The organism is Methanoculleus formosensis, assembly GCF_025384765.1.
Classification (GTDB): Archaea; Halobacteriota; Methanomicrobia; order Methanomicrobiales; family Methanoculleaceae; genus Methanoculleus; species Methanoculleus formosensis.
Genome location: NZ_VHLL01000008.1, coordinates 42,577 through 66,492, shown reverse-complemented (window position 1 = coordinate 66,492; position 23,916 = coordinate 42,577). Strand labels below are relative to the sequence as shown.

Genomic DNA, 23,916 nt, shown 5'->3' with positions numbered 1-23,916 from the left:
GGCCGAGATCCCATCATTTTGAACCTGCCGATCTCCGGTAGCCTCTCAGGTGTCCGCAATTTTCCCGCGGATATCGCCACGGGCTGCCCCCGCCCCTCGTGTGCGGGGGAGGAGCGCTGCGAGCCGGGCGGGGTGGGGGATGCTCCCCTTCCCCACGGTCCGGCATACCGGCTCTTTCCTCGCTTTGGGTTGTTTCTCTCTCTAATCCCGGGTGTTCGGCACCCCGGGATGAAGCAGACTGAGTTTACAAAAAAAGAGGAGTATAGAGCGTGTTCGGGTCCATCGCTACGCGCGCAAGACCCCTGTCACCCCGAAAAGGGTTGGAATTATTCTGCCGGCACGAACTTCGTGCCGTAGTGGATGGTGCCGCTCTCGCCGTCCGCCGCAATCCGGCGGAAGACGCTTTTGACCCGCATCCCGATCTTCGCCTCCTCGGGCGAGCAGGCGACCTGGGTGGTGAGCCTCGGCCCCTCGTCGAGCTCGACGATCGCGAGGACGTAGGGGGTGGTGTGCTCGAACTGGTCGCTTGCCGACCGGATCACCGTGTAGGTGACGACCGTCCCTTCGCCGGTGAACTTGTGGTCGGTGATCTCGCCGCTCCGCCGGCAGTCGGGGCAGAGCGACCGGGGCGGGAAGAAGTGCCGCCCGCAGGTGGTGCACTGTGTCCCGACGAGGTTGTAGCGCTGCGGGATCTTTCTCCAGAACCGTGAAACCGACATTGTTAGGCCCCCAGGATGTGCACGACGACCGTCGCGCCGGTGCCGCCGACGTTATGCGCCATACCGATCTCCGCGTCTACCTGCCTGCCCCCGGCCTCGCCGCGGAGCTGGCTGACGATCTCGTAGATCTGCTTGATCCCGGTCGCACCGACCGGGTGGCCGCAGGCCTTCAGGCCGCCGCTCGTGTTCACGGGGATCTCCCCGTTGAGGGCGGTCGCCCCGTCTGCGGTGAGCCTTCCTGCTTCGCCCTTCTTGCAGAACCCAAGATCCTCGATCGCACAGATCTCTGCGATCGTGAAGCAGTCGTGGACCTCCACCATATCGATCTCCTTGTGGGTTAGGCCCGCCTGCGCAAATGCCCTTCTCCCTGCCGCGACCGTGGCGTCCAGGGTGGAGATGTCCCGCCGGTCGTGGAGCGATATGGTGTCGCTTGCCTGGGCGCTTGCAAGCACCCGGACCGGGGAATCGGTGAACTCGCGGGCACGCTCGAGCGGCACCACCACGACCGCCGCCGCACCGTCGGTGATCGGCGAGCAGTCGAAGAGCCGCAGCGGGTCGGCGACCAAAGAGGAGTTCAACACCGTGTCGACCGTGATACGGTTCTGGAACTGTGCGATCGGGTTCCTCGCGCCGTTCTCGTGGTTCTTGACCGCGACCTGTGCAAGCTGCTCCCGGGTGAGGGGGTAGCGGTGCATGTAGTCGTTTGCGATCATCGCATACAGCCCGGGGAAGGTCGCCCCGGCGAACCCCTCCCACTCGCGGTCCGCGGCGCTCGCGAGCATGTCCACGCTCGCCCCGGTCCCGACGTCGGTCATCTTCTCGACGCCTGCCGCAACGACGATATCCTCCATCCCGCTCGCGACCGCGATGACTGCCTGGCGGAAGGCAAGCCCGCCGGAGGCGCAGGCCGCCTCCACACGGGTCGAGGGGACGTTGTTACTCGCCAACCCGGCGTAATCCGCGATCAGGGCACCTATGTGCTCCTGCTCGACGAACCGGCCGGCGCTCATGTTCCCGACGTAGAGCGCGTCGATCTTCTCGCCGGTGACACCGGCATCCTCGAGCGCCAGCGCCCCGGCGTTGACAAAGAGGTCGCGGAACGAGGTCCCCCAGTGCTCGCCGAACTCCGTGCACCCGACTCCGATTACTGCTACGTCTCTCATTTCTGCATCACGATCTTTCCCTTGTGTTTGGCATACAGTGCATAGTCGAGGTAGATCGGGTTCGCGAGGAGGCTCTCCACGCCCGGTGCCGCCGCCCGGTCGAACCCGGCGGACTCGATGGCGTCGGTCACCGTGATGTCGAAGGCGTCGCTTCCCGCTCCCGAGCCGAACGAGGTGACGAAGATCCGGTCACCCGGCTTTGCGACATCCAGCGTCGCCGCGAGCCCGATCATCGATGAGCCCGAGTAGGTGTTCCCGAGCCGCGGGACGACGAGGCCGGGGCGGATCTGCTCATCCGTAAACCCGAGCATCTTCGCGACCCGCTGCGGGAACTTCGCGTTCGGCTGGTGGAAGACGGCGTAATCGTAGTCTTTTGCCCCCGTCTTCATCGTATCGAGCATCAGCCGCGCCGCACCCTGGACGTGTTTGAAGTAGCCGGGGTCGCCGGTGAACCGCCCGCCGTGACGGGGGTAGTTCTGCCCTTCACGCCGCCAGAAGTCGGGCGTATCGGTGGTGAACGAGCAGGTGTGGTCGATCTCGGCGATGACGTCATCGCTCCCGATGACGAACGCGGCCCCGCCGGCGGCGGCCGTGTACTCGAGCGCGTCGCCGGGAGCACCCTGCGCCACGTCCGCACCGATGGCGATCCCGAACGGGATCATCCCGCTCTTGACCATGCCCATGCAGGTCTGGATGCCTGCCGTCCCCGCCTTGCACGCGAACTCGTAGTCGGCGGCGGTCATGTTCGGGGTCGCCCCGATCGCCTCGCCGACCGTGCAGGCCGTGGGCTTGACCGCGTAGGGATGCGACTCGCTCCCCACATAGATGGCGCCGATGGCTTCGGTGTCGACGGTTCTTCGCCGGAGAGCGGCGCGTGCCGCCTCAACGGCGATCGTTGCTGTGTCTTCATCGAGATCGGGGACGGATTTCTCAAAGACCCCGAGACCTCTCATGACGTCGTTTGCATTGCCGCCCCATACCCGTGCGATCTCCGGGACTTTTATCCGGTATCGCGGGATGTAGACGCCGTATGAGTAGATGCCTACCATAGTTTTCCTCGTAGTGAACTGATGATCGTCTCGACGTCCATCTCGGTGCAGAGTACGGTGATCCGGTCACGCTCCGCGAGGCCCGGGATCAGCGGGTGGACCTCGTCCGGGCCGATCCCCTGCAGCACCACGCAACGGGGCTTGAAGGGCGTGACCCGGATCGCCACCATGGGGGACTTCCCGGTCGAGACCTCGGTGAAGATGAGGGCACGCTCCGTGCTCCAGCCGTAGATGCGGTTGAACTCGCTCGAAGAGAGCTGAAGGATCGCATTGAGGCTGTTCACCACCGTGTAGCCGTAGACTGTCTGGTCCATCGAACCGCAGAGTTTCGTGGCGCCGATGACTTCGGCGAAGTCAGAGAGGGCCACGGGAGACGCGTACTCGTGGATGTCGTAGATGACGTCTTCGTCGAACTCACTGTACAGGATTTTTGCAAATTTGTTGATGAAACGACCGCCGTTGTCCTCGTCGATAGAGAGGATCGTGTCGACTATCTTGCCGACGATGGCGGTTCCCGGACTCTTCCGCCGTCCGCTTTCGTAGTCACTGATAACTGAGGGTGAGACCTCAAGGTGTTCGGCGAGCACTCCCGGAGGAATGTTGAAACTCTGCCGCCATTTCTTGAGGGCCTGACCCGGTGAGTCCGAGAGCGTGATCTCCCCTGCCATCTTCTCGGCGAGTTGATGCCGCACCCCGGATTTCATGCAGGTAATGTCGGCATCCTCGACTTAAATAGTTAGCGTATAGTCCTTCGACATTTAACGAAGTCCTCGGAGAGACGGGCCGTAGCACAACCCGTATATAGTATGCATCTCAATTCTGATACAATGGTTGAAGCGGAAGACCTGCAATCCTTGAAGACGGTTGCCCTGCTCGGCGGGTGCCGGGGGCCGATCTGGCTCTCGTCGCAGTCGCTCGGAAACGTTCTGGGCATCAGCCCCCAGACCGCCTCAAGGAGACTGATCGCGCTTGAGCGGCAGCAGTTCGTCACCCGATCGATGAAGCCCGACGGCCAGTACGTCGCCGTCACCCGCGAGGGCGAGCAGGCGCTGAAGCGCGAGTACGCGGATTACGTCCGGATCTTCAACCCGGAGAAGAGGCGGTACACCCTGACCGGGATCGTGATCAGCGGGCTCGGTGAAGGGCGCTACTACATGAGCATCCCGCATTACAAGGAGCAGTTCGGCAGTTCTCTCGGCTTTGAGCCCTTCCCCGGCACCCTGAACATCCGGCTCGATGCGGCGAGTATCGCGGTCAGAAAGCAGCTCGATCACGCCGGATGGATCGACGTTCCCGGATTCACCGCCGATGAGCGGACGTTCGGCGGCGCCAGGGTGCTTCCCTGCCGCATCGCCGGTCGGAAATGCGCGATAGTCGAGCCGTCCCGCAGCCACTACCCGGAGGACATCATCGAGGTGATCGCCGGGTGCGAACTCCGCAAAACCCTGAACCTGAACGATAACGATACGATCGAGGTGGAGATAACCCATGATTGATGCAGCCATACAGGCCCTCGCGAGGGGCGAATTCGTCCTGTTATATGACTTTGACAACCGCGAGCGCGAGACGGACTTCGCGATCCGCTCTGACGCCGTCACGCCCGCCCACATCCGCCAGATGCGCAAGGACGGCGGCGGGCTGATCTGCACGGCGGTCCACCCCGAGGCTGCAAAGAGGCTCGGTCTGCCGTTTGCGCACGAAGTCCTGCGGGCCTGCAGCCTCGTCGAGCGGGACGGAGAGGTCCCGTACGACCCGAAGAACCACTCCTCGTTCTCACTCTGGGTGAACCACCGCGAGACCTATACCGGGGTCACGGACCGTGACCGGGCGCTGACGGTCACCGCCATCGCGGACGAGGTGAAGAAGTCGCTCAACGGCGGCGGGCACGACTTTGCCGCGCATTTCCGGACACCCGGCCATATGGCGCTTCTCCGGGCCGCCGATCGGCTCCTCGACGAGCGGCGGGGGCAGACCGAGCTCTCGATCGCGCTCGCCGCAATGGCCGATGTCACCCCGGCGGTCACGATCTGTGAGATGCTGGACGATGAGACGGGATTTGCCCTCTCTAAGGAGGGCGCGATGGAGTATGCGAGGCAGCACGGGCTCGTCTTCATCGAGGGAAAAGACGTTCTCGACCGGTGGGAATCCCAGAAATCGCAATAATACCCACCTTTTCTTCTCCTGTTGCGCTACGCACCCCCGACCCCGCGATCCTGAAAAGTGATCCCGGAGACATTTTAGCACATTGCCCGTAACGTGCCCGGGTTCTCTGGCTGCGCCGCAAAACAACATGACGCATGCGTTTTCAAAAATAATATATACGATTATACGACACCATAATCGGATGAAACGAGACGCCGTGGCATATTTGAATACAAGAAAGAAGGGGGATTTCGCAGCACAAAAAGGGGAAGTCGAGGACTTTTGCAAGTATCGGTTTCAGATTGTTGAAATCTTCCACGACCACCGGGCAAACGCAACGCCCCCGGAGAAGCGGAAGGATTTTGCGGCGATGATGGAATATTGCAGCAGCAACAACTCTCCCGATATCATCATCTACGACCTTGCGGGCCTCGCGAGGGATCCGGACGTCGGGCTTGCCGCACTCAAGACCCTGAACGAGGACTACACCGTCTACTGCGTGAACAACGATTTTTTCGGGTACCGGGACGAGCCGGAGCAGAGGAGAGCGGCGATCGGCAACTTCCTCGAGTACATGGAGCAGTACCGCGAGAGTACCCGAAAAACTCCCCTCACCGTCTCGAAGAAGACGAAGAAAGATGACGGGCGCTCGATCGGGAGGCCGAGGGCGCTCAACGAGGGCCAGGTCGAGGCGCTCCTCACGGTACGGCAGGCGGGGACGAGCATCAGCCAGATCTGTCGGATGTTCGACGTCAGCAGGAGCACGGTCAGCAAGATCCTCGCGGACTACCCGGAACTGAAGGGGGAGTGGAAGGGCGCCCGGCAGGAGCCTGAGGAGTGACGCGGCACCGTCTGTTCACATTCCCTCTTCGCCTTTCCAAATGTTCGTCTCTCTTCAGTCTCTCTCCGTGAGCCTATCTGCCCTGTCACGTCTCTTTACATCAGGCCGGTTTGGGAGTATCTGCCCTTATCGAGCGAAGCGTCACATTGCCGGGACCGTGTCCGCAAAAAAAAGAGTTTTCGGAGGTAGAGTTCTACAACTGCACCTGGGAGAGAGCGTCGTAGACGATCTTCCGGTAGAGGTCGGGCTGTGTCCCGTACTCCTCCTGGGCCTTCCTCGAGTCGTCGGTGGTGCCGAAGGCGTCGAGCCGGTCAAGGGTCTCGCGGGCGGTGTCGAGCACCCAGAGGTCGCGGGTCTCGCGGTCCACAACCGCGATCGACTCCACGCGAACCGAGACGAGACAGTTCCCTTCCGGGGTCGTGTAGAGGTTCGGTTTCCCGACGACGGCGACGAAGGCCGGCGGCTCGATCCGGGCGAGTTGCTGCATCGCCTCGGGCTGGTAGGAGCCGGCCATGATGAAGAAGGTGCCTGTCGGGTCGACCACCCTCCCGCGGTAGAAGATGTTCTGGTCGCCCTGCCGCTGCTTCTCCGTGAGCGTCCCGACGACAAAGATCCGGTTGCTCCGGATCCCGGTCGGGAGGATGACGTAGGTCGGGCTCTTCTCGTCCTCGCCGTCCTTGAACTGGTAGCGGGTCTCGCGGAGCTCGGAGGCAAAGACCCTCCGTGCCGGTTCGCGCTCGAACGTGCTCTGGGGCTTCATGCCGGCTCACCCCCGGCGCGGTTCAGGAGTGCAGCCAGTTCCGCGGGCTCGAAGACGATCGGGGTGCAGGAGTTGACGAGCAGCCTGCCGTCGAACTCGCTCCCGCTGCAGGTGTAGTAGCGCCCGAGCACTGTGTTCCTGATGCGGTAGAAGATCTCGTCCATGCCGAGCGGGTTCGTCTCGGCGATCCCGACGGCCTCTTCCAGGGTGATCCCCGCGAGTCTCTCGACGACCTCGCGCTGCATCAGGACGTTCTTCGCGTGTACACCGTCGTCCAGAACCCCCTTCAGGCGGAGGTCGTAGCGGAACTCGGGCTGGATCTCGTGCACCGGGCAGTAGTTCTGCCGGGAGAGCGTCCGGTTGCAGCCCTCGACGGGACAGCGCTTGATCAGGCCCGAGCCGGGGCCGATGTGGACGAGAGCCCCCCGGGTCTCGCTCTCGTTTCGCCCGACCTCGATATCGCCCTCGTCAGGGATGTACATCGCGGTGTTCAGGGCGAGGGAGAGCCTGCCGTTGTACTCGTCGACGGTGGCGTAGTAGACGTTGTAGACGGCATCGAGTTCCAGTCTGTCTTTACCCTCTTCTTTCCAGATGACGAACTTGATGGTGCCGGTCTCATCGCCGAGGAGCCCCGTCTGGAGCATCCGGTCGTGGGAGACTTCCCAGTCCTGGATGACCTTGGCCCGCACGCTCCCGACACCGGGTTTCAGCTCGGCGATCGGCGTGATCGAGGGGAGAAGAGGAGCGTCTTCCTCCGCCCGGGCGATCGTGGTGCCCGAGTGGATCTTCAGGTTCGGCGCACCCTTATACTCGTCGACGACCGCGGACTCGAGCCGGTACCAGTGACCGTACTCCATCGCAGGAGGGTTTCCCCGGGCCCAGGCGACAAAACGGATGGCGCCGCTCGAGTCGGCGATGATCCCGGTCTGTGCGATCGAGGGTGAGACGGGCGGGGTCAGGGCAACGATCTTCCCCTCGATCGTGACCCAGTCATTCGGGGCGAGATCACGGATCTGCCGGAGTTCTGTCGAGGAACTTCCACCGGTGCCGACGCCGGTGACGTTGTACTCGCGGGCGAGATCGCCCGTCACCGTTCGTTCGGCCTCGTCGACGTTGACGCCGAACTCCTCGACGAGACGGCGGAGGCGTGATTCGATCTTCTGCCGATCGGGCTGTGCACCTTTTGCTTCAAGTTTCCGGGAGATTCTCTCTGTTACCTCTGATAGGGTCATACTTACATCTCCAGTCTGTACTTCACCTCACGAGGGTATTAACCTCTGGCGTGCGGTGTGAAAGTGAGCGGGAAACCCGGGCCGGGCACCTCGGGGTGCGGCCTTTCCGGTATGCACCTGTGCAGCTCGAAAGGACGCGATCTCGGGGCGCGGGGGCGTTTCGTGCACCTGTGGGCGGGCCGCAGGAGGCCAGGCCGGACAGTTGAATTATAAATAGGGGCAGGGACAACATCAGCTGTATGGCATTGACTGCGGACAGTACAATCGCGGACCTCCTTCGGGAGAAGCCCGAATCAGCACAGGTTCTCTTCCGGTTCGGCATGGGTTGCCTTGGCTGCGCAATCGCAAACAGCGAGACGATCCGGGAAGCCGCCCAGGCGCACGGCGTCCCCCTCGAAGAGATGCTCTCCGCTCTCGGCGTCGCCGAGGCGTAAACCTATAATTTCTCCCGGAGCCGCTTGAGTTCGGCGAGAGTGGCCTCCGGGTTTCTTTTCATGTAATCCGCAATCTCCGGGACGTGCAGGAGCGTACAGCCGGCGCACCCCCATATCCTGCCGCCGTTCGAACTATCGACCCATTCGCCGAGTTCCTCGTCCGCACAGGGGTAGCAGGGGCAGTAGCAGTAGTCGCACCGCTGCCCCGGGAAGTGGCAGGGGTAGTAGGCGCAGCCCTCCTTCTGCCACTCCACCCAGTGATCCCCGCCGTAACGGCTGTAGATGAAGAACGACGGCTCGCTCCGCCGGACCCTCTCCTGCTGCCGCGCAAGAGCCTCGGGAAGACCATAGAGGATCGCCGCGTGAACCCTGCTGCCGAGTTCGGTCAGGGTTCCGGCGTAGGTATGTGCCCGGGGGCCGTCGCGGTCGCAGGCGACGACGACTGCGTCTGTCGTGGTTCCGGGGAAGTCGTAGCCGAGGTCGTGGAGCGCCTGGGCTTTCGCCCCTGTTGCAGTGACGATCGCCTCCAGGAGCGCCGAATCAACCATTCCCTCCCGGCTGTAGACGATGATGTTGATGGTCCCGGGTGCATGCGGTGTCGGGTTCGTCACCCCGGCGGTGATGAAGACCGTGACGAAGTCGTACTGGAGCACGCAGAGGTGGTGCATCTCTACGGCGGTCAGGAGCCCGAAGTAGTCCTGGAAGATGCCGTGCCGGGCGACGAGGAGGTCGAGGTGGCGGGCCGGCTCGTCCTCGAAGTTGTGTGGCACCGTATGGTTCAGGATCGTCGTGACGTCCGCAAGACCGCCGTGAACCCCGGTGCTCGCCGCCCTGAACCGGCCGCGAAGAAAAAGAGTATCGTCCCTGACGAAATGTCTCATACGACGGAGTAATGGACTCGGTCTTTCAGTTCCTGCTGTTTGCCTGCGTTCCAGCCCGCAACGTCCTGGAGGTAACCGGTGACCCTGCTGATCTGGACGACATCGTGGCTCCCGCACTCCGGGCAGACGGCCTTGCCGCAGAGCGGGCAGTACTCGATCGTCTCGACGATGGAGTGGTGGCAGTCGCAGTGGTCGAGCGGGCACATGATCTCGAGCGACGTCTCGCCACAGTGGGGACAGGGGTTCTCGTCCACGACGAAGTGGCAGGTGTGGCACTTGTACCGCCGCTCTCCAGCGGGGATTTCATCGAGACTCTGGTACTTCTCCGCCAGTTTACGTTGTTCGGGGCTCCAGTTCATGATACAGTATCTGCGGGAGGATATATATCCCTTTAGATACGGGATACGCCGCATCCGCCTCAGATCACTCATAGGGTTCGTCATCTCCCCTGACGGGGATCGGAACGGAGAACTCATCACCGGCGGATGCGGGAGAAGCGTTCGGCCTCGGCGCCGGGGTTTTCCGCCTCGTAGATGCTCCTTCCCACGATGACCCCGTCGACCAGCCGGGCCACCGTATCGAGGTCGCCGCCCTGCGCCCCCACGCCCGGGGAGTAGATCGCCTTGCTGCCGACGATCTCCCGGAGCCGGGATATCCGGTCCGGGCGGGTGGCCGGAGCGATGATGCCGTCGGCCCGGCAGGAGACGGCGAGCTCCGCGAGGTTCTCGGCCACGCCGCCGTGGAAGAACTCGGTCGCCCCGGGATGGCTCATCTCGGCGACGATGTAGGCCGCCCCGCTGTGCCGGTGCGCCACCTCGACGCAGGTTCTCGCGGCATCGGCTCCCACGAACCCGTGCGCGATCACGGCGTCAAAGCCGGCCGAAAAGACCGCTTCGCAGATGAGGCGGTTGGTGTTCGGGATGTCCGCGACCTTGAAGTCGGCGATGAGGGGAAGAGCGAGATCGGCGAGATCTTCGACGATCGAGAGGCCGGACGAGAGGACGAGGGGGTAGCCGATCTTGATCGCGTCGATGAAGGGCGCACAGGACTCCGCAACCTTCACCGCCTCTTTCCGGTCGAGGACGTCGAGGGAGAGGATGAGTTCGGTCATCGTTCCAGCCTCTCGAGGGTTGCCGCAACGAGGAGCGGCAGGTTGATCGTCGCGTCGCCGTAGACCGTCGCAGCGGTGGCCTCCCCGGTGAGTTTGCCCCACGACCGGGCCTCTTCGAGCGTCGCCCCCGAGAGGCCGCCGAGGTCCGGCCGGTCGCCGGTGAGCTGCACCGCGTAGTCGAACCCGCTCTCGGTCATAAGCTTGCTCTGCAGGATGTAGTTCTTCGGGACGCCCCCGCCGACCAGGATCGCTCCGGCCCGTTCGGCCTCGAAGCACCGGTCGAGCAGCCCGGGCATATCGGCAAACGCGCTGACCGTGACCTTGTGTGTCTGCGAAAAGAGCCAGTACTGCAGCCCGATCATCGAGTCCTGGATGGCCGGGCAGTAGATCGGCACCCCGGCCTTTGCCGCCGCGGCAAGGATCCCGGTATCGAGCCTCTCCCCGAGCCGGCCGAGGAGCTCGGATATCGAGACCGTCGAGCCCTCCGGGAGGGACGAGTAGACGTCCTGCAGGAACTCCTCGAACCGGATGAACGCCTCGTTCGGGAGGAAGATGTCGTAGATCCGGTTGACTCCCTCCTCGCAGAGTTCGGCATCGGAGACCTGGGCGGTCCCGTGGTAGTGGTGGCACCCGATCGCCTCGATGACGTCGTGGGTGAGGTTCGCCCCCGTCGAGACGAGCACATCGATATGTCCCCGCCCTATGAGGTCGGCGACGATGCCTCCCATGCCGCCGGGGACCATCGCGCCCGAGAGGCCGAAGAACTTCAGTGCTTCGTCGTCGCGCAGCATCCGCTCGTAGATGTTGACCGCCTGCCAGAGCGACCCCCCGTTGTAGGCGCCGGCTTTCCCGAGTTCGTCGACGAGTTCGCCGACCGTCATCCCGGGGCGAACCTGCGCCTGCTGAACCGCTTCCCCGTATTTGAAGGTCATGATACTGTTACACCAATTCTGTACGAGATATTGGCATTCATCCAGAATAATGGATCGTCTCTTCCGGGGGCCGCCGGATGAAGAGGATCTTCTAAAAAAATGCGGGCCCGGTAACCGGGTCCCGCTGCCAGACAGGGGATGACTGGTTGTTATTCGACACGGGATGATCCCGCTCGTCCCACCGTGTCGGGGTCCGGTATGTCCGGACCAACTCTCGATAGAGCGGACTTTCGGGCCGGAAACGGAGAGGTTTCCAGAGGGTTACCTTCGTTCCGTGCATACTCGACCGCGAACATCTACGGTCTGCCACAGGAGACCGCCCGTCAGGGGTGGCACCGATGCGGGCGGATCGAGTCCCGGGCCCGCACATATTCGCGGCCGATAGTCGGCACGGGATCACCAGAAAGAAGTTAACTCTACTATGTTATATATCTTTTTTTGTAAAGTTCATTTCATTGACGGGCCATCCCCCCGACTTCGCTGCCGCTATATATTCCCTGTGCATCCCCGGTCCGGCCGGAGCATGGCCTCTTCCCATGCAGGAACACCGCGCACCAGCGGCCGCGCGAGGTGCCGGCGGGCGGTGGGGGGGACCTCATACCACCCGGGCCGGAGCAGCCGCTCGATTCGCTCGGTCTCGGGCTCGCGGCTGCGCTCGCCACAGATCCTGCACTTGTAGCCTTTGCCGGTTCCGGCGCTCGTCATCCGCTTTTTGCAGGCCGGGCAGACCGGCGGGCGAACCCGGACCGCGTCGGCGAGGCGGGCGACCCCGAGCCTCTCGAGGTTGAGGCTCCCGCCTTTGTAACTCCCGGCCGCGGCCACCACGTCCCCCGGGACGAGCGCCCGCACGACGCTCCTGAACCCCTTGGTCGGTTCGTAGGCCATACAGCGCAGTTCGGCGCCGCAGTCAGCGAGAAGAAACGAGACGTGGCCGCCGGGCCCGGTGGCCGCGGCCGTCGCGACCGTGCCGCGCACGAGGTACGACCGCCCCTCCAGGAGGGTTCCGGCCGCTCCCGGTATCAGGTGAGCGTCGGTTCCCTGGTTGGTGGCGTAGACCTGCTCGCAGGCGGGCTCTTCGGAGCGGACAAAAGAGCGTGCCTCCTTCACCCATGCGGGGCTCTCCCCCCGGATGCCGAAGAGGACGGGGTCGGGGGTATGGGGCACCCCGACCACCACGCCGTTCTCCCGGTCGACCGTGTCCCAGGTATGAGGGTAGGTCTCCTCCTCGGCGTGAAAGAGGCTCGCCGCATCCACCTGCCGTGGGGTGCCCCACGCCGGGCGCTTCCGGTAGGCGAGGAGCTCGTAGGTCCGGTCACAAAAATCGCTCGCTATCGCCGCCGTTGCGCCGATGAGCCCGCGCCGGTTCTTGTAACCCCGGTAGAGCGCCCCTGCGGCTTCGAGCACTAGAACGGCCTCGTCCACGGTGCAGTAGTCCCGGAGCGCCGCGTAATAGAAGTCCGGCGGCGGGCGGACGCTTGAGACCACCACGCCGGGGTTGGTCTTTTCGTCGTCGAACTCCGCGAGTTCTTCGACGCAGGCGGTGGCGAGCGCGAAGCCCGTCTCCGAATCGCCGACCGCCTCGATGGCGATCGCCGCGTTCCCCCGGGTCTTGTGGATGACGTTCGGGTTCAGCCTGACCAGGCGGGCGCCGACGACGGGGAGTCCCGCCCGCGCGAGCCGCTGCACCAGCACCGCGCCGAGGTAGGTGGTGCACATCCCGGCAGGCGAGTCCGTATCGTCGATCCCGATCCACATGACCCTCTAGTTTATATCGTCTCCGACTATATCGATTCTTACGGATTATGTCGCAGGATCGCCTCCCTCAGATGGTCATCAGCATCATGCTCCTTGCAGACTTCGACGTCTCGGAGCGATGCAACATCCGTCCACGGAGTTTCGACCTGATCGTGAAGAAGGGCGACAACCTCGTCATCATCAAGATCGCCTCTCACATCGACAGCGTGAGCGCCGACATCGCCTGGGACCTCAACCTGATCGCCCGGCACCTGGAGGCCACCCCCCTCATCGTCGGGGAGCGGGCACGCGATACCGATCTCGAGCGCGGCGTCGTCTACATCCGTTACGGGCTCTTCGCCCTCAGCCCCGAGACGCTCTACGACTACTTCGTGGAAGGCCTCTCGCCGATGGTCTACGCCTCCCCCGGCGGCCTCTACGTGAAGATCAAGGGCGACCTCCTCCGTGAGGTGCGGGAACGCTCCCGGATGTCGCTTGGAGACCTTGCGTCGCAACTCGGTGTTTCCCGCCGGACGATCAGCAAGTACGAGAGTGGGATGGGCACCACGCTCGATGTCGCCATCAGACTCGAAGAGCTCTTCAACGCCCCGCTCGTCGAGACGATCGAACTCCTCGGCTACCGCACTCCCGAGCCCGAGAAACCCGCCGAATCCGCGTCCGGCGATGTTCTGATCGATCTCGAACGTATGGGGATGGAGATCCACGCGATGCGGCAGGCACCGTTCCAGGCGCTGGCGCTCTTTGATAGGCACACGATCCTGACGGCATACGGCACGTCTCAGAAGGTCGTGAAGCGCGCTTCCCTGATCGGCAACATATCACAGATCACGAAGACGTTTGCGATGTGCATCGTCACGGATTACAAAAAGCAGAAAAAGATCGGCAAAACGCTTCTTATCGGAGAAGAACATCTCCACTCCCTTGAAGATGGCTCAGAACTCATAGATATGATTAATGAGTGAATATCTTTATATAGAACTACAAACCTACCTTTCTATCGCTTAACAACGGTGATACCTATGTCAAGTCTTGGAGGACAACCAATTCTTATTCTGAAAGAGGGTAGCCAGCGTACCCGTGGTCGTGACGCACAGTCGGGCAACATCGCAGCCGCAAAGGCCGTGGCAAGTGCTGTACGGACAACGCTCGGACCCAAAGGCATGGACAAGATGCTCGTCGACACCATCGGTGACGTCGTCATCACGAACGACGGTGTGACCATCTTGAAAGAGATGGACATCGAGCACCCCGCCGCGAAGATGATGGTCGAGATCGCCAAGACCCAGGACGACGAGGTCGGCGACGGAACCACGACCGCCGTGGTGATCGCAGGCGAGCTCCTGAAGCGCGCCGAGGACCTCCTCGACCAGGACGTGCACCCGACCGTCATCGCTCACGGCTACCGGATGGCCGCCGACAGGGCGCAGACCATCCTCGCCGACATCGCCGTCGAGGTCAGGCCCGACGACATGGTAGTGCTCCGCAAGCTTGCCGACACCGCCATGACCGGGAAGGGCGCCGAGGCCGCAAAGGAGAAACTCACCGAACTCGTCGTCAGGGCAATCACGATGGTCGCCGACGCCGACGGAACCGTCGACACCGAGTTCGTGAAGGTCGAGAAGAAGGTCGGCGGGTCCATCGAGGAGTCCGAGATCGTCGAGGGCATGATCATCGACAAGGAGCGTGTCCACCCTGCGATGCCCCGTGTCGTCAAGGACGCGAAGATCCTGCTCCTGAACGCTGCTATCGAGTTCAAGAAGACCGAGGTCGACGCCGAGATCAGCATCACGAGCCCCGACCAGCTCCAGATGTTCCTCGATGAAGAGGAGCGGATGATCAAGGGCATCGTCGAGAAGGTCGTTGCGAGCAAGGCAAACGTCGTTTTCTGCCAGAAGGGCATCGACGACATCGCGCAGCACTACCTCGCGAAGGCCGGCGTCTTTGCCGTCCGCCGTGTCAAGAAGAGCGACATGGAGAAACTCGCCCGTGCCACCGGTGCGGCAGTCGTCAGCTCCATCGACGCCATCGCCCCCGAGGAACTCGGGAAAGCCGGCAGCGTCGAGGAGAAGAAGGTCTCCGGCGAAGAGATGATCTTCGTCACCGAATGCGAGAACCCGAAGGCGGTCTCGATCATCATCCGCGGCGGCACCGAGCACGTCGTTGCCGAACTCGATCGCGCCATCGAGGACGCACTCCGGGTCGTCAGCGTTGCCGTCGAGGACAGGAAGTTCGTCGCTGGCGGCGGTGCGCCCGAGATCGAGCTCTCGCTCAGGCTCCGCGAGTACGCCGCGACCGTCGGCGGCCGCGCCCAGCTCGCCATCGAGGCGTTCGCAACCGCTCTTGAGATCATCCCGAGGACGCTTGCCGAGAACGCGGGTCTCGACCCGATCGACATGCTCGTTGCGCTCCGTGCCTCCCACGAGAAGGGCGGCAAGAACGGGAAGTACATGGGTCTTGATGTCTTCAACGCCGTCTCCGGCGACATGCTCGAGGCCGGCGTCGTCGAGCCTCTCCGGGTGAAGACCCAGGCAGTCTCCAGCGCCGCCGAAGCCGCTGTCATGATCCTCCGGATCGACGACGTCATCGCCTCGTCCAAGTCTGCCGGCCCCTCTCCTGAAGAGATGGCGGCCATGGGTGGCGGCGGCATGGGTGGCATGGGCGGCATGGGCATGCCCCCGATGTAAGATCACCGTACCGTCCAACGATACGTTTGGAGCCGTGAATCCGGCTCTGCAACCTCTTTTTTCATAGATACTCTTCATGTATCATTGTGCGTGAGCACTTTTCGGCAGGCCGCCGGAAAGCGTCTTCAAGGCTTCGTTAACACATCCGGGACATACCTCAAGGAGACCCGGCCGCCGCCCCTGCTCTCCCCTGCGTAGATGTGGTGCTCGATGCTAGATGCTGTGCTGGCGGAGTAGTGGTGCTGCATGGCGAAATTATTTCTAAAAGCCTTTAATGGTATCAAAATCGTTCATGATATATGAAAATCATTCCCATTATTTCGGTAGATATATATCTGCCCTCGAAGAAATAATCCTATTTCCGGGGATATCACGAGAGGAGCGGAGTGTCTACGTACATGGCAGCAAAGAGTTTCATCCGGTCGTCGCTCCCGCTCATGATCTATCTTCTGCTCGTTGTCCTGCTCGTCGTCGCCCCTGTCATCTACCTGGCATCATATTCTGGATACACCGCCGCCCAGCAGGAGTTAGAAGATGATATCGAGGAACTCCAGGGCCAGACCGAGTACGGGATCATCCTCGCGGTGAATCTGGTTGATACCGGGCTGGAACTCTTCGATGCCAGCCTTGACCGTGAGATGGAGGAGGGGTTCGGTCCGTTCATCGCTGAGTATGAACGAGCGGGAAGAGACCCGGGTGCGATGGATCTCTCCGGGGTCAAAGAGCAGCTCGAAGGTCGGATGGACCTCTACATCATCAACGAATCAGGCATCATCGAGTACACTACCTACCCGCCCGAGCTTGGATATGACTTTAAGGACATTCCCGAATTTTACGACTATATCACGGATATCCGGCTTAATAACGCCTTTTCTGCCGACAGGATCGTCCCCGAGATCGCCACCGGGATGCTCCGGAAGTACGCTTACCAGCCTTCTTCCGACCGCCGCTACCTCTTCGAGCTCGGTCTCGCGGAGCCGGAATTCGAGGAGCAACGCACGGCGTTGAGTTACGTGGACGCAATCCGGGATGTGGCGAACGAGAATCCATACGTCAGCGAGGTCCGGATCTTCGACTGCCTGGGGGAACGGATCGTGGGCGCGGCACATCCCGACGATGACCGCAGGATGGCCATGGCCCTGCAGGCGTACCGGGAAAGGGCCATACTTGAAGCGGAGGACGTCGAAACAGGCGGGCTGATCCGGTACCTCTTCATCGACCGGGCGAATAGCGATTACGCGTCGGACGTGAGCATGGTCGTCGAACTGACCTACACCACGAACGTCGCGGAGGAGATGGCCGCAGGTATCTTTGCCCGGCATGCGGGGGTTCTGCTTATCGGGCTCACGCTCATCGCCTGCGCCTTTGCCGTCGCCATACACTCCCTGACGCGGCCGGTGCGCACCCTCGTTGAGGACGTCGATGCCGTCGCCCGCGGCGACCTGGACCGCCCCATACGGGTGAGCGGGGCCGAGGAGTTCGTGCACCTGGAACGGAGCGTGTCGGCCATGGTCGCCTCCTTAAAAGAGACCCTGCAAAGGCTCCGGGAGTCGGAGGTGGAGGTCGCCCGGCACAGCCGTATCCTCGAGGACGAGGTCCGGGCACGGACGATCGCCCTCGAAGAGTCCAACCGGACGGCCTCGCTCCTGCTCGACATCATGGGGCATGACATCAACAACGCAAACAACGTCGCAAACCTCTACTCGGAGCTCCTCCTTGAGGACCTCGAGGGAGAGCCCGAGGCGGAACTCCTCTGGAAGGCGAAGGCCGGACTTACGAAGAGCATCGATATCGTCAAGAGCGTCAACACCATCCAGCATATCCAGGGGCGGCCCGGGGCCGTCAGGGCAATCGACCTTGATCGGATCATCAGGAGTGAGATCGAGTCTCTCCCGGGCTCCAGGATATCCTACACCGGCACCACGGTCTTTGTCCTCGCCGACGATCTCCTCGCTGAAGTCTTCTCGAACCTGCTCGGGAACGCTGTAAAATTCGGCGGGCAGGACGCTGAGATCGCGATCCAGGTCGAGGACCACGGCGATGAAGTCACCGTTTCGGTCGAGGATACGGGGCCGGGCGTCCCGGACGCCGTAAAACCCCGGCTCTTCAACCGGTTGAGCCGGGGGAACAGCGGGGTTGCCGGGACGGGGCTCGGGCTCTACATCTGCCGGACGCTCATCGAGCGGTATGGGGGAAAGATCCGGATCGATGACCGGGTGCCGGGGCACCCCGGATCCGGTACGGCCATCCGTTTCTCGCTTAAAAAGGCCGGGGGAGAGGGGAGTCCATGACGACGAAGAACGACGGTGGCAGATGGTATCGCCGGTTCGGCACACACCTGCTGCTCATCATGATCCTGATCACGCTCCCCCTGGTCGGGTTGATCCTGGCTGTGGACTGCCAGCAGGCCGAGGAGGCCCTGACCGCCGGGGACGAGCTGCTCCGGGAACAGACGGAGAAGAGCGTCGTCCAGTCGGTGCGTCTCGTAGACGCGGGGCTGAAACTCTTCGACGGTACACTGGATTCCCGGATGGAGGAAGGGTTCGGCCCGGTCACGGCCGAGTACGAGCGCGCCGGGAGGGATGCGGGCGCAATGGATCTCTCCCGGGTCCAGGAAGAACTTGGAGGGGAGGTGGACATCTATGTCATCAACGAGTCCGGCATCGTCGAGTATACCACCTACCCTCCTGACCTTGGCCTTGATTTCCGGGAGATCCCCTACTTCTTCGACCGGGTAACGGAGATCCGGCTTGGTGATGCGTTCGTGGCGGATCGCGTCGTGACGGAACCGGCGGGGGGCATGCTCCGGAAGTACGCCTACCTGCCTTCTCCCGACCACCGCTACGTCTTCGAGCTCGGACTCGTCTGCAACGCGACCGAGGCCGACCGTTATGCTCCGGACTACCAGACCCTGAAGGAGGACCTGATGCGGCTGAACCCCGCGCTCACAGAGATCCGGTTCTTCGACCGCTACGGGCGGCCCATCAACGTGACAGAGGCGGACAGCCCCGTCGTGCCCGCGACCGTCGACCCCGTCGCCGTCGCGGTCATCGAAGAGGGAGAGAGCAGGACGTTCGTGGACGGGACGGCCGGGACCATCACCCGGTATCTCCTCGTCGACCTCTCCGATCCCGGCAGCCCCTCAGACACGAGCCGGGTTGCCGAGTTGACGTATACCACCGCCCCTCTCGAAGCCCGGATCATGGAGGTGTGGCGCATTCATGCCGCCATAGTTCTCGTTTTGGGCCTCGCTGCCTGCTGCATCGCGATCCCGGCCTCGCGGCGGATCACCCGGCCGGTGCGGGAGCTCGTCGACGACGTCGACCGGATTGCCAGCGGAGATCTCGACCACCGGGTCCGGGTATCCGCGGGGACCGAGTTCGCCCGCCTCTCGGAGAGCATCGGTATCACGGTCGACTCCCTCAAGGGGAACATCCAGCGCCTCCGTGAGTCGGAGGAGGCTTTACGGCAGTACAGCGCCCGGCTCGAAGAGCAGGTGCAAGAGCGAACGGCCGATCTCGAGGAGTCCAACCGTGCGGCAAACCTCTTCCTGGATATCATGGTCCATGATATCAACAACGCTAACACCGTCGCCATCGGGTATACACAGTTTCTGGTCGACGCGCTCGAGGGCGAGCGGAGGGAGACGGCCGGGAAGATGCTCGGCCAGCTCGAGCAGAGTTCGGCGATCATCGGGCGCGTCGCCACTCTCCGGATGGCCCGGGCGAGCGGTGCGGCGCTCAGACCCGTGGATCTCGACCGGGCGATACGGGAACAGGCGGCAGGCCACCCCGCGGTCCGGTACGAGGGCCGCCCGGTTGACGTGCTTGCCGACGACCTCCTCCCCGAGGTCTTCTCGAACCTGATCGGCAACGTCGAGAAGTTCGGCGGACCGGACGTCGAGATCGCGATCCAGGTCGAGGATCGCGGGGAGGATCTCCTCGTCTCGGTCGAGGATGACGGGCCAGGGATCCCGGATGCGGTGAAGGGCGAACCCTTCCGTCGGTTCCGGAAGGGGAGCGAATCGTTTGCCGGAACGGGGCTCGGCCTCTACATCTGCCGGACGCTCATCGAGCGGTACGGCGGAGAGATCCGGGCCGAGGACCGGGTGCCGGGGCATCCCGGCTCCGGCACAGCCATCCGGTTTTCGCTCAGGAAGGCACCGAAGGAGTAGCAGCCGGCCGAACCTTCTCACCCCTGTGACGTCCTCCCTCCATCCCGCGGCAATCACGCCTGCGAAAGTTTAGGTGGAGGAGCGCTCACTGGTACAACAGCACTATGAGGATCCCGCTTTCGGAGGTGAAGACGATCCGGTGCAGATGGTTCAGCCGGTTGATCTGCGCTACTCAGTCGACCGTGCGCCCCGCCCTCCGCGCCGCCGCAACCGATGGTGAGTGACCGGAGCCCCGTCCCGGAAGGCTGGACGTTTGCGTCTCTCCTTATCATAGCCATCCTCCTCATCGTCATCCCCGGCATCAGTCTTTTAACCGTCTACGGCTACCTGCAGGCCGAGGAGAGGATGACCTCGGACCTCGCCACCCTCCAGAGTGTCACCGAGAAGAGCATCCTTGACTCGATCACGGATGTGGACACCGGGCTCAAATTCTTCGACGACTCGCTCAACCTGCGGTTGCAGAGAGGGTTCTCACTCTTCCTCGGCGAGTACGAGCGGGCCGGACGCGATCCGTCGAAGATGGATCTCGCCGGGCTCAAAGCAGAACTCGGCGGGGACATGGACCTTTACGTCATCAACAGAAGTGGCGTCATCGAGTACACCACCTATCCTCCCGACCGGGGCGTTGACTTCAGAAGGTTCCCGGACTTCTATGAAGAGATCACCCGGATGCGCCTCGGGGAAGGGTTCTTCCCCGACCGCGTGGTCTACGAGCACTCAACCGGGGAAGTCCGGAAGTTCGCCTATATGCCCACCCCGGATCACCGCTACCTGCTCGAGATCGGGCTCGTGCCGGGTGCCTCCGCCGAGGAGCGGGAGCGGGTGCGCTCGCTGGAAAGCACGCAAGAATTCGTCACGTTAAACCCGTATCTCGACTCGATCCGCATCTTCGACGTCTTCGGGAACCCCGTCGGGGAGGTCGACGGGCCCGTCGATCCCACGACCCGGGAACTCGTCACCGGGACGATCGTCCCGGCGAGGAGAGACCACGAGGTGCGGGACGAGCACGGGAGGCAGGTCCGCTACCTCTTCGTCGACTTAAAAGATCCTGACTACCCGTCGGACCCGAGCGTCGTCGTCGAGTTGACGTATGACACGGCGCTCATCCGGAGCCAACTCGATCAGGTGCTCTACTCCCGTGTTGCCGTTGCCCTCCTTGCGATCGTCCTTTCCGGCGGGATCATCTTCCTCGTGGCCCGCCGCCTCATGCGCCCGATAGAGGAGATCATCGATGACATCGATATCATCGCGCAAGGAGATCTCGACCACACCGTCCGTGTCTCGGCGACCCGTGAGGTCTCGCGGCTCGAACGGAGCATCAACATGATGGTCGCGAGCCTCAAAGCCGCCATACAGAATCTCAAAAAGTCGGAGGAGACGATCCGGGGGTACAGCGAGCACCTGGAGGGGCAGGTCGAGGCGCGCACGGCGGAGTTGCAGAGGTCGACGGAGAAGGCGAACCTCTACCTGGATATCCTCACCCACGACATCCGGAACGCCACGAACACCGCAAGCCTGTATGCGGAGCTTCTCGTCGAGGGACTTGAGGGAGCGCCACGAAGTTACACCGAGAAGGTGCAGAAGAGCCTCAGAAAGAACGTCGAGATCATACGAAACGTCGAGACCATCCGCCAGATCCAGGAGGAGGCCGTCGCCCTCCGGCCGGTTGCTCTCGACCCCGTCGTCCGGGCGGAGATCGAGCACTACCCGGATGTCTCGATCACCTATGCCGGCACCACGGCCACCGTCCTCGCCGACGACCTCCTGCCGGAGGTTTTTACAAATCTCATCGGCAACGCGGAGAAGTTTGCAGGCCCGGGTGGACAGATCGCCGTCCGGGTCGAAGACCGTGGGGAGGAGATCGAGGTCTCGGTCGAGGACGACGGCACGGGGATCCCCGATGAGAAGAAGTCATACCTCTTTGCCCGTTTCAGCGGTGGAGACGGCGAAAAGAGCGGTCGGGGCCTTGGCCTCTACATCTGCCGGATGCTGGTGGAGAGATACGGCGGACGGATCCGGGCAGACGACCGGGTCGCGGGCCGGCCGGAGGAGGGTGCGGCCATCCGGTTCACCCTCAAAAAAGCTACCTGACCTTACCCGACGATCTCCTGGACCCGGCCGACCTGGCCGTCCCGGAGCCGGACCTTGATTCCGTGGGGATGAAAGGACGAGTTCGTCAGGATCTCGGCGACGACGCCCCGGGTGCGCTTCCCGGTCTTCTGGTCGCGCTTGAGGACGATATCGACCGTCATCCCGGGGCGGATGGCGGCGCGGTTCTGTCCGTTCATGGCAAAATAGAGCGGCGGATTACTCCTCGCCGCCGTCCTGCTCTGGTTCTTCCCCGTCCGGCCCCTTGACGAGGGTCTTCATCTGCGGGAAGAGGAGCACCTCCTTGATCGAGTCCTTCCCGGTGAGGAGCATCACCAGCCGGTCGATCCCGATCCCGACGCCGCCGGTCGGGGGCATCCCGTAACCGAGTGCGTTGATGAAGTCGTAGTCGATCATCTGCGCCTCAAGGTCGCCCTTCCGGCGCTTCGCGTCCTGCAGCTCGAGCCGCGCCTTCTGGTCGAGGGGATCGTTTAACTCCGAGAACCCGTTTGCCATCTCCATCCCGGCGATGAAGAGTTCGAACCGCTCCGTCAGCCCTTCCTTTGAGCGGTGCTTCTTTGCGAGCGGCGAGTTCTCGATCGGGAAATCGTAGATGAACGTCGGCTGGATGAGGTGCTTCTCGCCGAAGTGCTCGAAGAAGAGGACCAGGTACTCGCCCCGGGTCGCCGCGCTCTCGCAGCCCTCTACACAGTGCTCAAGGCCGAATGCGCGGAGTTCTTCGAGGCTCATCGCCCCGATATCGATCCCGGCGTACTCCCGCACCGCCTCCTCCATCGTGAGGCGGCGCCAGGGGCGGGAGAAGTCCAGGTCGTGCCCGGCAAACGGGACGATCGTGTTCCCGCACACCTTCTCTGCGAGGAACGCGAAGATCTCCTCGGTGAGGTCCATCATGTCGTTGTAGTCCCGGTAGGCCTCGTAGATCTCCACCATCGAGAACTCCGGGTTGTGGTTGGTGTCGATGTCTTCGTTCCTGAAGTTCTTTGCGAGCTCGAAGACCTTCTCGAACCCGCCGACGACGAGGCGCTTGAGGTAGAGTTCCGGCGCGATCCGGAGGTAGAGTTTCTGGTCGAGAGCGTTGTGGTGGGTGGTGAACGGTCGGGCGTTCGCGCCGCCGTAGACCGGCTGCAGGGTCGGGGTCTCGAACTCCAGGTACTCCCGGTCGAAGAGGAACTGGCGCAGGAGCGCGATGAGTCTGCTCCGCTTCCGGAAGGTCTCGCGGCTCTCCTCGTTCATGATCAGGTCGAGGTAGCGCTGCCGGTAGCGGGTCTCGACGTTCTTGAGGCCGTGGAACTTCTCCGGGAGCGGGCAGACCGACTTTGTGAGGAGCTCGAACCGATCGACCCAGATGGTGATCTCGCCCATCTTCGTCCGGAAGACGTGACCGACGACGCCGACGATGTCCCCGGCGTCGACGTACTGGCGGAAAAGGTCGAACTGCTCCTCGCCCAGGTCGTTTTTGCGGATGTAGACCTGCAGCCTGCCGGTCGCGTCCCCGATATCGGCGAAGATCGTCTTGCCGTGCTGGCGGACGACGTAGACACGGCCGGCGGTGCTGACCTCCTCCTCGCTCTTCTCGTGCTCGATCGCGGAGAACCGCTCCTTGATCTCCTCGACGGTATCCCTGCGGTCGAAGGTGTAGGGATAGACCGTCACGTCGCGTTCGCGCAGTTCCTGTATCTTGTCGATCTTTGCTGTGTCAAAACAGGTATGATCTATATCGCTCATTGTGTAAATCGCTCCATTCATCCTGCAGCCCCAAACCCAGGCCGGAGATCCGGGGTCGGCGCCGCTCCGGCGGGACCGGGACGCGCGCCGGGAAATTCTATATAGTGTTCATCTCTGGGGGTATTAAATTGGCGACACTCCGTGAGGAACGACTGTCCGTAGGGCAGGAGTTGGAGAAGACCGAAGGTCTTCGAGTGGCGACGGG

General features: G+C 62.8%; 22 protein-coding genes. 9 read left to right on the top strand and 13 right to left on the bottom strand.

Annotation, left to right across the window (positions count from 1 at the left end):
• Positions 1–326: 326 nt before the first annotated feature.
• Genes FKB36_RS11630 through FKB36_RS11615 form a run of 4 tightly spaced genes read right to left on the bottom strand, consistent with a single transcriptional unit; the run spans position 327 to position 3,635 of the window.
• Positions 327–719 (bottom strand): Zn-ribbon domain-containing OB-fold protein, encoded by a 393-nt coding sequence (locus FKB36_RS11630; RefSeq protein ID WP_261598246.1) that lies wholly within the window; start codon positions 717–719, stop codon positions 327–329.
• Between the two features lie 2 nt (positions 720–721).
• A complete protein-coding gene (locus FKB36_RS11625) occupies positions 722–1,882 on the bottom strand; it encodes a thiolase domain-containing protein (RefSeq protein ID WP_261598245.1) in 1,161 nt (386 codons plus the stop codon).
• Positions 1,879–2,931, bottom strand: coding sequence for a hydroxymethylglutaryl-CoA synthase (locus FKB36_RS11620; RefSeq protein WP_261598244.1), 1,053 nt, complete (start codon positions 2,929–2,931; stop codon positions 1,879–1,881). Before FKB36_RS11620 ends, FKB36_RS11625 begins: the two co-directional genes overlap by 4 nt.
• Positions 2,925–3,635, bottom strand: coding sequence for a helix-turn-helix domain-containing protein (locus FKB36_RS11615; protein WP_261598243.1), 711 nt, complete (start codon positions 3,633–3,635; stop codon positions 2,925–2,927). The genes FKB36_RS11620 and FKB36_RS11615 overlap by 7 nt, the downstream gene beginning before the upstream one ends.
• A gap of 123 nt (positions 3,636–3,758) precedes the next feature.
• Between FKB36_RS11615 and FKB36_RS11610 the strand changes: the two genes are divergently transcribed.
• From FKB36_RS11610 to FKB36_RS11600, 3 genes are all read left to right on the top strand, one after another.
• Positions 3,759–4,427 carry a DUF120 domain-containing protein gene (locus tag FKB36_RS11610; RefSeq protein ID WP_261598242.1) on the top strand — a complete coding sequence of 223 codons (669 nt, stop codon included), beginning with the start codon at positions 3,759–3,761 and terminating at the stop codon, positions 4,425–4,427.
• Positions 4,420–5,094, top strand: a complete 675-nt coding sequence (gene ribB / locus FKB36_RS11605) for a 3,4-dihydroxy-2-butanone-4-phosphate synthase (protein ID WP_261598241.1) — start codon at positions 4,420–4,422, stop codon at positions 5,092–5,094. Before FKB36_RS11610 ends, ribB begins: the two co-directional genes overlap by 8 nt.
• A 127-nt stretch (positions 5,095–5,221) precedes the next feature.
• A complete protein-coding gene (locus tag FKB36_RS11600) occupies positions 5,222–5,914 on the top strand; it encodes a recombinase family protein (protein ID WP_315901838.1) in 693 nt (230 codons plus the stop codon).
• A 193-nt stretch (positions 5,915–6,107) separates the two neighbouring features.
• Here FKB36_RS11600 and FKB36_RS11595 read toward each other — a convergent pair whose 3' ends face one another.
• Both FKB36_RS11595 and FKB36_RS11590 read right to left on the bottom strand, forming a co-directional pair.
• A complete protein-coding gene (locus tag FKB36_RS11595; protein ID WP_261598239.1) occupies positions 6,108–6,674 on the bottom strand; it encodes an RPA family protein in 567 nt (188 codons plus the stop codon).
• The gene (locus FKB36_RS11590; RefSeq protein ID WP_261598238.1) at positions 6,671–7,906 is read right to left on the bottom strand and encodes a nucleotide-binding protein; all 1,236 of its coding nucleotides are present in this window, start codon (positions 7,904–7,906) and stop codon (positions 6,671–6,673) included. The genes FKB36_RS11595 and FKB36_RS11590 overlap by 4 nt, the downstream gene beginning before the upstream one ends.
• Before the next feature lie 239 nt (positions 7,907–8,145).
• On the opposite strand from FKB36_RS11590, the gene FKB36_RS11585 reads away from it, so the two are divergent.
• Positions 8,146–8,340, top strand: a complete 195-nt coding sequence (locus FKB36_RS11585; RefSeq protein WP_261598237.1) for a DUF1858 domain-containing protein — start codon at positions 8,146–8,148, stop codon at positions 8,338–8,340.
• A gap of 2 nt (positions 8,341–8,342) precedes the next feature.
• On the opposite strand, the gene FKB36_RS11580 is transcribed toward FKB36_RS11585, so the two are convergent.
• The 5 genes from FKB36_RS11580 to FKB36_RS11560 form a co-directional block, all read right to left on the bottom strand.
• Positions 8,343–9,221: an adenosylcobinamide amidohydrolase gene (locus FKB36_RS11580; RefSeq protein ID WP_261598236.1), complete on the bottom strand. Its 879-nt coding sequence runs from the start codon at positions 9,219–9,221 to the stop codon at positions 8,343–8,345.
• Positions 9,218–9,580, bottom strand: coding sequence for an anaerobic ribonucleoside-triphosphate reductase (nrdD, locus tag FKB36_RS11575; RefSeq protein ID WP_261598235.1), 363 nt, complete (start codon positions 9,578–9,580; stop codon positions 9,218–9,220). The genes FKB36_RS11580 and nrdD overlap by 4 nt, the downstream gene beginning before the upstream one ends.
• A gap of 116 nt (positions 9,581–9,696) precedes the next feature.
• Positions 9,697–10,332 carry an orotidine-5'-phosphate decarboxylase gene (gene pyrF / locus FKB36_RS11570; RefSeq protein ID WP_261598234.1) on the bottom strand — a complete coding sequence of 212 codons (636 nt, stop codon included), beginning with the start codon at positions 10,330–10,332 and terminating at the stop codon, positions 9,697–9,699.
• Positions 10,329–11,264 carry a deoxyhypusine synthase gene (locus tag FKB36_RS11565; RefSeq protein WP_261598233.1) on the bottom strand — a complete coding sequence of 312 codons (936 nt, stop codon included), beginning with the start codon at positions 11,262–11,264 and terminating at the stop codon, positions 10,329–10,331. The genes pyrF and FKB36_RS11565 overlap by 4 nt, the downstream gene beginning before the upstream one ends.
• Before the next feature lie 486 nt (positions 11,265–11,750).
• The gene (locus FKB36_RS11560) at positions 11,751–13,019 is read right to left on the bottom strand and encodes a tRNA(Ile)(2)-agmatinylcytidine synthase (protein ID WP_261598232.1); all 1,269 of its coding nucleotides are present in this window, start codon (positions 13,017–13,019) and stop codon (positions 11,751–11,753) included.
• A 47-nt stretch (positions 13,020–13,066) separates the two neighbouring features.
• On the opposite strand from FKB36_RS11560, the gene FKB36_RS11555 reads away from it, so the two are divergent.
• The 5 genes from FKB36_RS11555 to FKB36_RS11535 all read left to right on the top strand — a co-directional run bounded on the left by FKB36_RS11555 (position 13,067) and on the right by FKB36_RS11535 (position 21,968).
• Positions 13,067–13,981 (top strand): transcriptional regulator, encoded by a 915-nt coding sequence (locus FKB36_RS11555; RefSeq protein WP_261598231.1) that lies wholly within the window; start codon positions 13,067–13,069, stop codon positions 13,979–13,981.
• Between the two features lie 57 nt (positions 13,982–14,038).
• A complete protein-coding gene (gene thsA, locus FKB36_RS11550; protein ID WP_261598230.1) occupies positions 14,039–15,703 on the top strand; it encodes a thermosome subunit alpha in 1,665 nt (554 codons plus the stop codon).
• Positions 15,704–16,101: 398 nt separating this feature from the next.
• The gene (locus FKB36_RS11545) at positions 16,102–17,994 is read left to right on the top strand and encodes a sensor histidine kinase (protein ID WP_261598229.1); all 1,893 of its coding nucleotides are present in this window, start codon (positions 16,102–16,104) and stop codon (positions 17,992–17,994) included.
• Positions 17,991–19,877 (top strand): sensor histidine kinase, encoded by a 1,887-nt coding sequence (locus FKB36_RS11540; RefSeq protein ID WP_261598228.1) that lies wholly within the window; start codon positions 17,991–17,993, stop codon positions 19,875–19,877. Before FKB36_RS11545 ends, FKB36_RS11540 begins: the two co-directional genes overlap by 4 nt.
• A 213-nt stretch (positions 19,878–20,090) precedes the next feature.
• A complete protein-coding gene (locus FKB36_RS11535; protein WP_261598227.1) occupies positions 20,091–21,968 on the top strand; it encodes a sensor histidine kinase in 1,878 nt (625 codons plus the stop codon).
• A 2-nt stretch (positions 21,969–21,970) separates the two neighbouring features.
• Here the strand turns inward: FKB36_RS11535 and FKB36_RS11530 are convergent, their stop codons facing one another.
• Positions 21,971–22,165, bottom strand: a complete 195-nt coding sequence (locus tag FKB36_RS11530) for a YwbE family protein (protein ID WP_261598226.1) — start codon at positions 22,163–22,165, stop codon at positions 21,971–21,973.
• Between the two features lie 19 nt (positions 22,166–22,184).
• Positions 22,185–23,711 carry a lysine--tRNA ligase gene (lysS, locus tag FKB36_RS11525; protein WP_261598225.1) on the bottom strand — a complete coding sequence of 509 codons (1,527 nt, stop codon included), beginning with the start codon at positions 23,709–23,711 and terminating at the stop codon, positions 22,185–22,187.
• Positions 23,712–23,916 lie beyond the last annotated feature (205 nt).